Genomic DNA, 12,788 nt, shown 5'->3' with positions numbered 1-12,788 from the left:
ATTTTTATGTGAAACTCATTTTCCTCGGTTTAAAAATATTATTTTTGTAGCTGAATATAGAAAAGGATACATACATGGAGACCCCGCTGATAGAGAAATTAGAAACTTATTACATTCGTTTTAAAGAGATCGGCCAGTTGATTACGGATCCGGAGGTGATCGGTGATATGGAGCGGTATGTCAAGCTGACTAAGGAGTATAAAGATTTGGAAGCTATAACGGCGGCGGCGGATGAATACAAAAAGGCATTGGATACAATAGAGGAATCCCGTATGATTTTGGATTCAGAGGAAGATGCGGAGCTCAAAGAGATGGCACAGCTCGAATTGGATGACCTGACGGAGAAGTTGCCTGTGATGGAGCAACATATTAAATTATTGCTGGTGCCGGCAGATCCGGAGGATTCAAAAAATGCAATCCTGGAAATCCGGGGAGGAACAGGAGGTGATGAAGCTTGCCTGTTTGCCGGTGATTTGTTCCGGATGTATACGAAATTTTGTGAGCGGAGAGGCTGGAAGGTAGAGGTGACCAATAGTAATGAGGGTACAGCCGGGGGGTATAAAGAAATTGTGCTCAATGTTTCCGGTAACGGTGTTTACGGGATTTTGAAATACGAATCGGGTGTACACCGGGTGCAGCGTGTGCCCGCAACGGAAACGCAGGGACGGATACATACTTCTGCGGCGACGGTTGCCGTGTTGCCGGAAGCGGAGGAGGTGGATGTGCAATTGAACCCGAACGATATACGGAAAGATACTTATTGTTCTTCCGGTCCGGGAGGACAGTCGGTGAATACGACTTATTCAGCCATTCGTCTGACTCATATTCCGACCGGTGTTGTTGTGACCTGTCAGGATGAGAAGTCTCAGTTGAAGAATCTGGCTAAAGCGATGAACGAGTTGCGTTCCCGGATTTATGCTCTCGAATATCAGAAACATATGGACGATATTGCGGCTAAGCGTCGTACGATGGTGTCTACCGGCGACCGTTCAGCCAAGATCCGTACTTATAATTTCCCACAGGGACGGGTTACCGATCACCGGATTAATTTTACTTTGTATAATCTGGCGGCGGTTATGGACGGGGAGATTGATGAGATCATCGAGAAGTTACAGATAGAAGAAAATACGGAAAGACTGAAAGAAAGCGGTTTGTAAATTGAAATACCGGGTTTGGTTTACCCGTTGCTTTTGAATAATCATAATACGAATCATCATGAATTATACACAACTTTTTGAGCAGATAAAGAAAAAGAAGTCGTTCCTTTGTGTCGGCCTTGACTCAGATATAGCTAAGATCCCTGCACATTTGCAAGGGGCAGAAGATCCTGTTTTTGAATTTAATAAAGCGATTGTAGAGGCTACGGCATCTGTGACCGTGGCTTACAAGCCGAATATTGCCTTTTATGAAAGCCGGGGTGTGGAAGGTTGGAAAACATTGGAAAAAACGATGAATTATATCCGGGAGCATTATCCGGAGGTTTTTACGATTGCAGATGCGAAGCGGGGAGATATCGGAAATACATCTCAGATGTATGCGAAGGCATTTTTGCAGGCATTGGATTTCGATTCTATCACGGTTGCCCCTTATATGGGAGAAGATTCTGTAACTCCGTTTCTGCAATATGAAGGGAAATGGGTTATACTTTTGGCTTTGACTTCAAATAAAGGTGCTTTTGATTTTCAGTTTTTCGAACATGAAGGGCAGAAGTTGTATGAAAAAGTGTTGAAGAAGTCACAGGAGTGGGGAAATGAGAAAAATATGATGTATGTGGTGGGTGCGACTAAGGCAGAAATGCTGGAAGGCATCCGTAAAATTGTACCCGATCATTTTCTGCTGGTACCGGGAGTCGGAGCGCAGGGGGGGAGCCTGGAAGAAGTGGCCCGGTTCGGTATGAACAGCCATTGTGGTTTACTGGTGAATTCTTCCCGGGGTATTATTTTTGCCGATAAAACCGAGAATTTTGCTTTACGTGCCGGAGAAGAAGCCCGGAAATTGCAACAGGATATGGAGCGCTTGTTGAAGGAAGGGGGAGTTTTGTAGTTGTTATAAAAATTACAGTTTACCGATAAATTCTGCAAATCCGTTGTTTCTGTCAGAAGCAACGGATTTATAATGAGGCTTCAGGTCTATCGGAGCATTATTGACTAAAAAGGCCTGTCCGCAAAGGTCCAGGAAATCTACATCATTATAATCATTGCCCAAGCCGGCACATTCCCCGCAACTGATCCCCAGTTCATTTAATAGGTGGCGGCAGCTTGTTCCCTTGTTGATACCTGCCGGAAAGATTTCGAGCCAAATAGCTTGATGGTCAACAGGAGAAGTGGATCGTACTACCGAATAGGCTGCAAGGTCGGTTTTTACTTTTTCCAGTAACCGGATTTGTATGGCATCCAGAATTATGATTAACTGTGTTGCTTTATCGAGGATGTCTTCAGGTGCATGAATGAGAGTTCCAAAAGGTGCATAAGTTTTCAGGCGGTGTTTATAGTCCGTGTGTAAGGGATAGATATCCGTATAGTAAAAATGGTGATTGTCGGGAATTTCTTTCTGTATGGTAAAATTGATATTGTAATTCCACAGATAACGAGCGATGTCCTGAGTTTCTTTTAGTTCCAGATGCCTGGAAAATAAGAGCTTTTGGTCTGACCAGCGGAGAATTCCTGCTCCTGAAGAAAATACCAGGTAATCGATTGGAAAATCAGGAGGGAGTATATTGAGAGTGGAATAAAGGTTTCTACCGGTAGCAATGATGCGGAAGTAGCCTTTTTGTTGTGCATATTCGAAGGCTTTTTTATTTATTCCGCTGATTTCACCGTTTTTGGGTAATAGGGTTCCGTCGAGGTCGGTAATGATTGCCCGTATTTTGTTTGTCATGTTTACCTGAAGGTCTTGGTTCGGCTAAGAGATTAATTCATATGTAAAATAGGGCAGAGATTCGTTCAGGTAGTGTAATACTTTTTCCTGATTCATTCCGTCCAGGGGGGTATGGTCATATCCGAAAGTAGCTTTTATTCCCATATTGATAAAATGTACTGCCCGTTCGAGTGCTTCGGGTAAGCTGTCGTCGTTTAACAGACAGCCGGTGATTACGCTGGCAAAGGCATCTCCGGTGCCAGGATAAGTGGCGGCAACATAATCGCTGCTGACCCGCCAGGTCCTTCCGTCCTTTCTGTTGTAAGCGATAGTGGCCACTTTCTTTGCTGTTCCTGAAGGTGCAGAGGTAATAATAACATAATCGGGGCCCAGATCACTGAGAGATCGGCACCAGTTCACGGTCTCTTTGCAAGTGGTGGCACTGCCCGGTTGTTTATCCAATAATAATGCGGCTTCGGTTAAATTGGGGGTAATGACTTTGGCTTTGCTGCAAAGTTGCCGCATACCTTTTACCATGTTGGGAGTCATTCCTGTGTATAGCTCACCGTGATCGCCCAGAACAGGGTCTACGAGAATAAAATTCCGGTCATTTCCAAAATGGTCAAAGAAATCAGAAACAATATTCATTTGACGTTCAGAAGCCAGATAGCCGGAATACAGAGCATCGAATTGTAAGTCTAATTCTTTCCAATGATCAATGATTCCTCGCATTTGATCGGACAGATCAAAACTTCTGAAATTCCTGTATTCGCTGTGGGCGGAAAGAATAGCCGTAGGAAGTGGACATACCTGATAACCCATGTAAGATAAAATAGGTATAGCCACTGTCAGAGAGGCCCTTCCGTATCCAGACAAATCGTGTATTGCTGCGATTTTTTTCATAGGTCTGTTGTTAAAGTAGTTACAAAGATAATATAAAAACATGGATTGTTTCCAAAATTGATGAGGGCGACTGAAAAGTAAAATTTTCGGTCGTCTTTTTCTTTGCTATTATACACTTTCTATGGAAGTCGTTGATTGTGCGAAAATCAGGATTGTAGCCTTCTGAAAGTTACATATAATGGATGTTCTCATGGGGCCATGCTTCCGGATGAATGGATATTGTTGAGGGAAGCATAAACAAGTATTTTCAATATGATAGGGGGACTGACTAAACTTGTTAGGCAGCCCCCTGCCGGCTCATTTATTCGGCATAAGCCACGTTATTCCACTGGATTGAATCCCAGAAGGATTTATTATCAGTTCTGTTAGTAACCCGGATGATAAATTGATTGCTGTTGCTGTTCGGGTCCATCAGGATAATGGAGCCCAGATCCGAATCGTTGTATTTTTCCTTTTTATACAACACGATATATCCGTCCTCCTGATGAAGTAGATCGCTTAGGGGGCTGATGTCCGGATAAGTGTCCGGTCGGCTAACACCCCCGGAGGTATATCTTACGGTATATTCATTCAAGATGCTGAAGGTTTCATAAAACCAGGAGTATTCGTTAGTAGCGGGACCGTTGATATACCATCCGTTGTAACCAAAATAATCGACAAAAATCGTGAATGAGCCATAAGTAGCAGATTCGTTGAACTGTCTATAGACAGGACCGAGAGCTTCACCTTTACACGTGAATAATGGACACCAGCTTGCTGTCGTTGTATAGTGCTTTGCTATGTCCGGATAGGGAACAACTCCCGGGGATTTGGCATGGAGCAGTTGTCCGGAGATTCCTTTTCCGGCAGCCGTGATCTCGATATCGTGGCTACCCTCCTTTTTTTTCAATTTAAATTCGGAGACCTCTTTTCCAAGAAAAGACATTGGGTTTTCCAAGGTAATACCCTCTTCGGTAATCTCGTAGTTTTCGGATAGGGTGATCAGCTGTTTTGTTGCATCCCTGTAAATAACCTGAAGTAGATTATTATCCGTGTCGAAACTGACCGCTCCCTGCATTTGGATTTCTCCTGTCAGGAGGATATTGCTAAAGTAACAGGAATCTTCCGTTGAGGTGAAATGAATGAGTATATTACTCATTTGACGTATTTTATCTTTAGCCTTTACGATCTCTTTTTGTTTGGTTATATTGGCTTCCAATTCAGCCATTGCCCCGGGAGTAGCTTTTACCAATTCGTAATTTTGGGGCACGGTCTGATCTTTCGGTTGCAGCAGGTAGTTGCCGTTTGCCTGCCGGGTGATGATGAATTTATACGGGCCTCCGAAATCGTCGTACATTTTATGCCATACGCAGTAAGTATCCAAGGTCAGTTCCGTGTTTAGAAACCCGGTCAGGCTGTAGTTGACATGAGTTTGTTCTTTCAGGTACTCCATCGCCGGATAGTCCGACAATATGCTCATGGTATTGTCTGTATTGAATTTCATGTATACCGTGTAGACTTCGCTCTCTTCTTTCAGTTGGTACTTTACGATCCAACCTTCACTAACGCTACTTAAGTTCTGGTTGTATTCCTGTGCCAGGACCCAGGTGTCAATCTCCGGATCGGGAGGAATAATTTCTGCTGTCTCTTTTGCGCAGGAGTAAACCATTACAAGTAACGAGAACAGAAGGAATGTATAATTTGTTTTCATGTGTTTTTTTTTTAAGATTTAACAATAGTTGCATCTAGTTTGATCCAATAGCGGCTATCGCTCCGGCTGACGAGTGTGCACGTTTTTTTATCGGCAGACAGGATAACGGTATACCCCGCGGGGTCACATATTTTGTCGAGGAAAGGTTTAACAATACCCATCTGGTCTGCTGCGGCTCCGGTTGGCGGAACATACCCATGGTATACGACATCTTCGCCCTTCGTATCGAGGTTGATATAGTAATATAACCAGCTTCCGTTATGCATAAAACAGAAGGCATTAGGGGTGGGGTGACGTGGACCGAAATAATTTATATAAAGAGGTAAATCTTTATAATCGGAAATAGCATAAATCGGACGGATCAGTTTCTGCATCGCTTCACTCGCTTCATTTGTTTCGCTCGCTGTTAATCTGAGGTTGTTTGTGGTCGTGTAAAATGCTGCAGTTCCTTTATAGGGGAATGCCGGAATATGGGTGGCAGACCATTCCCCGGATAATCCTAATCCTGCATCGGGAATAAGCATATTTCCCTGCTCGTCCGTTTCTCCCAGTTGCAGATACTGTACTTCGATGTTGCCGATAATGGCCGAAGGGATAAACCGAATCCGGTCGCCTTCTATTTTAAATTGCCGTTCCAGGGTGGCGACTTCCTGCTGTTCGTTCTGGTAAGTCAGGGTGATATGGCCTTGGGTTATATTGAATTCGGTGAAAACCTTTATTGTTCCCTGCGGCCCCGTTAATTCGAGGTTTTTGAAATAAGCAACGGCATTTTTTATAAAGCCGTCCAGTTTTTGCAGGGTACTGATGCTTTTATAAAAAACGTCCTTGTTACCGGCATTTGCCCGGGTAACCACACAGGTAGGACGTTCGTAAGGGGGACGAACCGGTTTCAGAAGCAGGGTATCGTTACCTTTTGATTCAATTGAAAACAGGTAATCTCCGCCGGCTTCCTGGTACAATTTGGCCCAGATGCATTCTGTTTCGAAAGTTAACTCCGGTTTTACGATACCGGATACCCGGTACCGGATCTCTTTTTGTACATCGGTATTGCCGGGGTAGTTGGACTGAATGTCTACTGTACCGTTGTCGTGGAATTTCATATAGATGGAGACGCCACCACTGCCGGCTGTGGGTTGATATTCCGCAATCCAGCCGTCCTCCGCCTCCGCCAGCAGTTTTTCATATTGAGCACATAGTTCCGGTAGCCGGGGTAAATCGGCGGGGATTTCTACATCTTCATACTCTTTGCACGAAAAGCAAAGTAGAAAGAGAGCTAAAGTAAGTATATTGATTTTCATGATTTTTCACTTTATCGGTTTCGTGTAAATTTTGTTTTAATTCCATCTTCGAGCCAGGTAATCATGCAGATCATGCAGGTCGATGCCAAGAGTTTTGTAGTGATTGTATACCAGTCTGTATTTGTTTTCCAATCTTGTGTTTTCCGCGATGATAGTCATGACTTCTTCTTTGGGTAGCAGGATGATGCCTTCCGTGAAGGTGGCAAAATCCTCCGCTTCATTTGACATACCGTAATTTCTCCAGAATCCCCGTTTTCTGGCTTCTTCATTCGTGAAGGCCGTGTATTTGGCATTTCCTGCATATAGTCCTTTGGAGATATTGTCAAATCCGAACGGACGCCCGTATTTTTTGTCTAAGATATGGGCGAATTCGTGGTGCATGGTTGCGCTCGTGTTTTTTTTCCAGGTGTTATTTGTCAGGTTTATACTATTAACACTACCCAGTATAATCCGGGAGAAAGACATGGTCAGTCCGGCAGCATCGAAACTGTCGTCGTTACTCGAACCGTTACCATAGCTGACGACACTTCCCACCAGAACGATTTCAATAGGTGTGTTGTCTTTAGAAAATCCCGGACATAAAGAGTCGTAAGCGTCGAACCAGTATTCCTGTATAAATCCGATATAGGGTAGTACTTTTTCGAATAAAGCGGGCGAAGCCTTGGCACTGGAACTGACATAACGCCGATCCCATTTATAGATGATTTTGGATTGGTATTTGTTTTTAATGTCCAGAATCATGCTATCGGTAGCATTGGTTGGAACGGGGTCTTTTTCAGGAGCAACGTAAGGAATGGCCTCTTCCTTGTTACAACCGTTCATCCCTATTAATAAGCCCAGCAGGCAAATAAGTATCGGAAAATATTCTTTTTTCATGGTATATTCTTTTATCGCGTGAGACATGGTTATCTGGGATTCGGTACCATAGCCGGATTGGCACTTAATTCCGCATCGGGAATTTGCAATACATAACGCAAATCATTCCCTTTCAGGACGTAGGTTCCGGTTTCTGTGGTATGTTTGATTTCTATCTGGAAGCGCTTGCAATCGAACCAACGATAACCTTCATAACAAAGTTCTACCCGTCGCTCGTGCAGTACTTTGGCGAGGAGAACTTTTCCCAGTTCACCTTCCAGGGAGAGAGCGGCTGAGGTGAGCGGTGTATAAGGGACAAAGCGTTTTTCGCGGATCTTGTTCAGCAGGGATATGGCTTTTTCATGGTCCGGTTCTGTTTTTCGGGTGTAGGCTTCGGCAAGATTCAGCATCACTTCTTCTGTGGTGAACAGAGCTACATCCGAATATCGGTAACCACCATTACTGACATTACGGAATTTCCGACATTTGTAAATCGGAGTTGTAGGATAATAGCGGTTGTGTATTTTATTCCGGTAATCATTTGTTTCATACGCTGTTGCCCAGAATTCGTTGGAATAATATCCGTTGGTCGTGTAAGAGTTAAATTCCAGAACTTTGTTCATCAATAAGATGTTAGGTTTATTGATTGAACAATAGGAGTTGGCAAATTCATCGTAGTCTCCTTTGGCAAAAGTTGCGTTGTAATCGTTGACGAATTCTCTGACGGTTGAATTGAGGGTTTGTGACATCTCTCCGTATTTGATAGAGTTATCCCAATCTTCTTTGAATTGGTAGAAGCGGCAGAGAAAAGCGTAAGCAGAAGCTTTGGTAAAATGGTACTTGGGTACGTTTACTTTTTTGTCGACCAAAAGTGCAACTCCTTCGAGAGCATCCCGTTCTATCCAGTCGTAAACATCTTTGATGTTATCCCGGGGGTATTCGGCAACGTTGTCTTCCTGTGGCTTGGTGGTATAAGGAACTCCAAGATCCGTTGCCGCGGTAGAAGCATTGTATTGTTTCCCAAAAAGGTTTACCAGCATAAAATGGCAATACGCCCGGAGCAATAAAGCTTCGCCTTTTACCTGGTTTCGCAGTTCTTCGTCTTTGCCCTCGGCATTGTCGATCCCTTTCAGTACTTCATTCGTTTTGTAGATTTCACCATAATAGTATTCCCAGGCTCTGGCCGGACCTACGGCCAGAATTTGCATGTATTTATCCGACCAGATGTACATGGGTTTAAACCATTCGACTATTGTGATGTTATTGGTACCCGGATAGTCGTAATATTTGTAGTTATCCGTCATGATCTCGGTAAAAAGATGGTAGGCTCCAGGGTAGGCATTGGTTACCAGTGCTTTATAGTCTTCGATTTCGGTTAGTTGTATGCGATTGTCCGGACTTTCTCCCAGGTAATCAGAGCATCCAATAGCTAAGAAGGCAAATGCCAGAATTTTCCAATGGTGTGTGATGATATGGATAAATGTTTTCATAATTTTCATGGTTTAAAGATTAAAAATCAACGGATAATCCCAGGGATACCGTTTTGGGAGACGGTATACCTATACCGGTAATCAAAGCTTCCGGGTCTTGCCCCTTGAGCTTTTTGTCGGCCCACAAAGCTACGTTTTGTGCCTGTGCTTTCAGTTGTGCCGATGCTATGCCTAAGGTTTTCATCCATTGGTCAGGTAGATAGTAACTTAGCGTGATGCTCTTCAGGCGAATAAACGAGCCGTCGGCAGTACGTAAATTACTCCGGTTATAAAACAGGACCGGGTCGGCATTGGATGCGGTTAACCGGTCTCGGGTTTCTTGTTCGAATATACGCGGTATGTTGGTGTGGTATTCGTCTCCTGGGGTGGTCCAGCGGTTGACCAGGTCGCCACTTAAAGCAGAGACATCGTTGTAATAGTTCGAGATCAGTGGGTTTAAACGGATTTTATTTCCGAACGAGTAAGTAAACAAGACGGAGAGGTTCAATCCCTTGTAGCGGATGGTATTGGTAAATCCCCCGGAACCTAAGGGTTCCCGACTGCCCTCGTATTGCAGCATGCTGATATTTTGATCGTAAGTGCTGATTACATTTGTCTTTTCATTTTTTTCGTTGTAAAACAAGGGAATACCATCATTCGTAAGGCCGGCATACCGGAAGGCATAGAGTCCGCTAATGGGTTTGCCTTTCTGTGCGCCTCCTCTGTCTGCACTGAGGATAGCCACGTTGGTCGAATAAACTAAGTCCAGTACTGTATTTTTATTATACCCGAAAGTAAAAACGGTATTCCAGTCAAAATCCTTCAGTTTAATGTTATGAGTGTTCAATGTGATTTCAAATCCCTGGTTACGCATACTGGCACAGTTGATGGTGCGGTGAGTAAAACCACTGACCTGAGAGGCGGCTACATAACCGATCAGGTCGTAATTTCTACGGTTATAATACTCCAGGGTCAGGTTAATACGCTCGAATAGACCGAATTCCAGGGCGATGTTGTACATTTTCTCTTTTTCCCATTGTAATTTAGGGTTGTCGGGGGACGAAATGTAGATATACGTTTCATTGGCCTCCGGTTCGAAGCGGGCGGTGGTATAGTAATAGGCTTTCATTTCCGGACTACCCAGATTGCTGATGTTTCCTCTTAATCCGTAAGAGCCTCTCAATTTCAGGTAATCCAGCCACTCTGTTTTCTGCAGGAAGTTCTCACGGTCGATGTTCCAGCTACCTCCGATAACCCAGATCGGAAGAAACCTGAATTTTTCGGATTTGCCCAGACGGTTGGAGCCGTCCGAACGAATGGAAAAGGTAAAATTGTATTTCGAATTCAGCGAATATGCCAGATTGGCAAAGAAAGAGACTTCACGGCTAACCGTTTTGCCTTTGTAGTAATAGGGTGAGGAACTGGTGAGCTGATCGCGCTTGATAGCGGTATACATGGGGGAAGCAGTCATTCCTTTTAAATATTCAAATCCCCAGCCTTTATAATAGTCGGTTCGATAAGTTTTTGCCCGTATTTCTGTTCCTCCCATTATATCGAAACTATGAAGAGGGTATACTTTTTTCCAGTTTAACGAATTTCGGACCGTGTAGAATTCTCCCATAACCATGTCTGTTTCGGCAATACCTCCCCGGGGTAAAACCGTTACGGGATATTGATTGTCATCGTCAGGGTCATTATAGAGAAGGTCGTTGTAGTCGCGAATACGCTGGTCGGCTGCCCGGTAGGCTTTTGCGATGTTCGATTCTTCGGTAGCGATATGTTCGCTATAGCTGTTGGTCATACGACCGGAAGCTAAGCCCCAGTATGTCAATGTCGGGGTGATTTTCAGATTGAGGTCTACCTGGAATTTGATTTCCCTGGCTTTGAGGTCGATAAAATTATTGTCCAGTTCCTCCAGGATGTTAAAGGGTGCGTAACGGGAGAGATAGTATTCGTATTCCCCGTTGTCGTTGTATGGCCGCATAGCCCGGCTGGTATTCATCGCGTAATTGTAAGGATTGATATCAAAGGCCCGGCTGACAATTCCGTTACTCTCGGTGGCGGATTGGGTACCAAAGATTCTTTGGTCACGGATAGAGCCGTATAAGCTGGCGGTGACCGAGAATATTCTGTTAATATTGAATGTGCCTTTCATACTGGCGGTGAAACGGTCGGTATGCTGGTTTTTGACTTGTCCGTCGTCATGGTAGTAACTGGCAGACATATAATACTGTTGTTTCTCGGTTCCTGAGCTTACGCTGATGCTATGTTCCTGTACCAGGGAATTCCGGAACAAGACATCAAACCAATCGGTATTGTAAGTTTTGGCTCTTTGTATCGATTCTTCGTATTGATCCCAGGTGATCTCTTTATTTGATAACCGGGATAGTAACAGGCCGAAGGCTCCGTAACTACGGTTAAGATCGGTAAAGTTCATCAGATTCTTCTGGAACATCTCTTCCGAGAATTCCATCCGCTCTTTGGAGTTCATGACGTTGAAATCACTAATAGACGGTTTCAGATTTATCGTGAAATTATTCCGGTAATTGATGCTTGTCCGGCCTACTTTCCCTTTTTTAGTTGTAACGACAATCACTCCGTTTACGGCTTGTGTTCCGTACATGGCGGTTGCTGAGGCATCTTTCAGGATTTGAATGTCCTCGATATCATCAGGATTGACTCCACTAATGGCGGAACTAAGCAGGGTGTTGGCGTCTCCCGAATAGAGTTGATTGGGATTGACATTGATCGGGTCGTCCAGTACCACCCCGTCGATAACCCATAACGGTTCCTGATTACCGCTGATAGAGGAATTTCCCCGGATGCGGATTTTGGATTTGGTTCCGAAAGTTCCGCTGGTATTTTCAACAGTCACACCCGCTACGGCTCCCAGTAGCATTTTACCGACATCTCCGGAGCCACCCTGTGAAATCAGATCGACATTGATTTTGGATACCGAACCTGTAAAAGTACGTTTGTCCACGGTTTGATAGCCGGTGACCACTACTTCGTCCAGACTTTTTACATCGGGCTGGAGCTCAATGGTAATATCAGTCTGATTTCCGATTTCGATTTCCTGGGTTTTGTAGCTGATCATCGAGACGACAATGACTTTTCCGCCGGCTGGACGTTTGATCGAGAAGTTACCTTCTACGTCGGTAATGGTACCACGTTGGGTTCCTTTGAAGATGATATTTACTCCCGGTAAAGGTAGTTTCGTTTCGTCCAATACTTTTCCTTTTAAAATAGCCGGAGTTTTTTGTTTCGTTGTATCGTTATACTGTTTTGTCGAATCGGTTTTATGCATGGAAAGAAAGTCTGCACTTTTGTTGGAATCTCTGTCTTCTTTTTTAAAAAGTATGATTTGCCGATCGACAATGGAATAGTGAACGTCCGTGTTTTTAAACAGTTTGTTTAAAATGTTTTCAATGCTTTCTTCTTTTATTTTTAGACTTGCGATTCGGGAAACATCTACCCGTTGATGATTGTATACAAAATAATATTGACTTTGTTTTTCAATTTTTTCCAGTATTTTTTGTACTTGGATTTTTTCGAAATTGAAGGTGAATTTCTGACTGTAACCTGCCAGTGCTTGAAAACTTAGAAAGGATGTAAAGAATAAGAGCAGATAAAATCGAAACATTCGGAATAGATGAGGTCGGGAGTGTGATGTATCCCTGTACCACGCTTTTGTTTTTCTTTTCATAAATGTTAGTT

The 12,788-nt window shown here is 43.8% G+C and carries 9 protein-coding genes; 2 read left to right on the top strand and 7 right to left on the bottom strand.

The features are described 5' to 3' along the window. The first annotated feature begins 74 nt into the window (after window positions 1–74). On the top strand, window positions 75–1,157 hold the full coding sequence (prfA, locus tag BN8908_RS12385; protein WP_021987055.1) for a peptide chain release factor 1: 1,083 nt from the start codon (window positions 75–77) through the stop codon (window positions 1,155–1,157). Window positions 1,158–1,215: 58 nt separating this feature from the next. Continuing rightward, window positions 1,216–2,043 (top strand): orotidine-5'-phosphate decarboxylase, encoded by an 828-nt coding sequence (gene pyrF / locus BN8908_RS12380; protein ID WP_068690867.1) that lies wholly within the window; start codon window positions 1,216–1,218, stop codon window positions 2,041–2,043. Between the two features lie 12 nt (window positions 2,044–2,055). Here pyrF and BN8908_RS12375 read toward each other — a convergent pair whose 3' ends face one another. From BN8908_RS12375 to BN8908_RS12345, 7 genes are all read right to left on the bottom strand, one after another. Further along, on the bottom strand, window positions 2,056–2,877 hold the full coding sequence (locus BN8908_RS12375; protein WP_068690865.1) for an HAD family hydrolase: 822 nt from the start codon (window positions 2,875–2,877) through the stop codon (window positions 2,056–2,058). Between the two features lie 24 nt (window positions 2,878–2,901). Further along, window positions 2,902–3,759 (bottom strand): pyridoxamine kinase, encoded by an 858-nt coding sequence (locus BN8908_RS12370; protein ID WP_021987058.1) that lies wholly within the window; start codon window positions 3,757–3,759, stop codon window positions 2,902–2,904. A 301-nt stretch (window positions 3,760–4,060) separates the two neighbouring features. After that, window positions 4,061–5,449, bottom strand: a complete 1,389-nt coding sequence (locus BN8908_RS12365; RefSeq protein ID WP_068690861.1) for a DUF4302 domain-containing protein — start codon at window positions 5,447–5,449, stop codon at window positions 4,061–4,063. Between the two features lie 11 nt (window positions 5,450–5,460). Further along, window positions 5,461–6,747: a DUF4302 domain-containing protein gene (locus BN8908_RS12360; protein ID WP_068690859.1), complete on the bottom strand. Its 1,287-nt coding sequence runs from the start codon at window positions 6,745–6,747 to the stop codon at window positions 5,461–5,463. Window positions 6,748–6,783: 36 nt separating this feature from the next. Continuing rightward, window positions 6,784–7,623, bottom strand: a complete 840-nt coding sequence (locus BN8908_RS12355) for a substrate import-associated zinc metallohydrolase lipoprotein (RefSeq protein WP_021987061.1) — start codon at window positions 7,621–7,623, stop codon at window positions 6,784–6,786. A 29-nt stretch (window positions 7,624–7,652) separates the two neighbouring features. Next, window positions 7,653–9,092 carry a RagB/SusD family nutrient uptake outer membrane protein gene (locus BN8908_RS12350; RefSeq protein WP_161945871.1) on the bottom strand — a complete coding sequence of 480 codons (1,440 nt, stop codon included), beginning with the start codon at window positions 9,090–9,092 and terminating at the stop codon, window positions 7,653–7,655. A 19-nt stretch (window positions 9,093–9,111) separates the two neighbouring features. Beyond that, complete coding sequence (locus tag BN8908_RS12345) at window positions 9,112–12,777, bottom strand: SusC/RagA family TonB-linked outer membrane protein (RefSeq protein WP_082989255.1); 3,666 nt, start codon at window positions 12,775–12,777, stop codon at window positions 9,112–9,114. Between the last annotated feature and the right edge of the window lie 11 nt (window positions 12,778–12,788).

Origin of the sequence: Culturomica massiliensis, assembly GCF_900091655.1 — a bacterium.
Taxonomy (GTDB): Bacteria; Bacteroidota; Bacteroidia; order Bacteroidales; family Marinifilaceae; genus Culturomica; species Culturomica massiliensis.
This window is presented reverse-complemented; position numbering and strand designations above follow the sequence as displayed.